The 853-nt window shown below is 61.3% G+C and carries 1 protein-coding gene; it reads left to right on the top strand.

The features are described 5' to 3' along the window. The coding region (locus tag A6M21_RS06345; RefSeq protein ID WP_427854606.1) for a tRNA (adenosine(37)-N6)-threonylcarbamoyltransferase complex transferase subunit TsaD at positions 1-566 on the top strand (566 nt) is incomplete at its 5' end. Between the last annotated feature and the right edge of the window lie 287 nt (positions 567-853).

Below are 853 nucleotides of genomic sequence, written 5' to 3'. Positions count from 1 at the left end.
ATTTTGTGGTGCTGGGCGGCACCCGGGACGACGCGGCCGGCGAGGCTTTTGACAAGGTGGCCCGGGTGCTCGGCCTGGGCTATCCCGGCGGCCCACTCATCGACCAGTTGGCCCGGGAAGGGAATGAGGCGGCCGTCGATTTCCCCCGGGCCTACCTGGAGGAGGGCAGTCTGGACTTTTCATTCAGCGGGCTCAAGTCTGCCGTGATCAATCACCTGCACAACGCCCGGCAGCGCGGCCGCGATGTGGCGGCGGCCGATGTGGCGGCCAGTTTCCAAAAAGCGGTGGTGGATGTGCTGGTGGATAAAACTTTCCTGGCCGCGCAGCGCCACGGCTGTTCGACCATCGTCCTGGCCGGCGGGGTGGCGGCCAACGGGCGCCTGCGGGTGGCCCTGGATGACCGGGCCGCCGGGGAGAGCCGGAAGGTTTTTTACCCTCCGCCGGTTCTCTGCACTGACAACGCGGCCATGGTGGCCTGTGCCGCCTATTACAAGCTGTTGCGGGGCGAGCTGGCCGCGCTGACTTTGAATGCCGTGCCCGGTTTAAAATTGACGCCCGTTTGCTGAATTGCGACAAAAATAGTCCTTCCGGGAGTGCTATTTTTACAAAAACACCTTTTCTTTAAACCGCCCGGAGGCCGGTTTGTTTTCGCGCCGCTCTTTGTCCGGGAGAAGTTATCCACAGTAATCACAGCAATTTCTTCCATCAAAAGACATGCCCCGCCCGGCCGGGGTAAAATCGTGGATCCTTGTGTCCCGCCGCTTTCCGGCACATGCCGGGCTGTTCTGCCGGCTTGCCGGATGCGGCGCCGATCAAAAAACTGTGGATTACTCCCTGTGGATAATGTGGATAA

Origin of the sequence: Desulfotomaculum copahuensis (assembly GCF_001655685.1) — a bacterium.
Classification (GTDB): Bacteria; Bacillota; Desulfotomaculia; order Desulfotomaculales; family Desulfovirgulaceae; genus Desulfotomaculum_G; species Desulfotomaculum_G copahuensis.
Note: the sequence above shows the minus strand (reverse complement) of the source record. Positions and strands in the feature narration are given on the sequence as shown.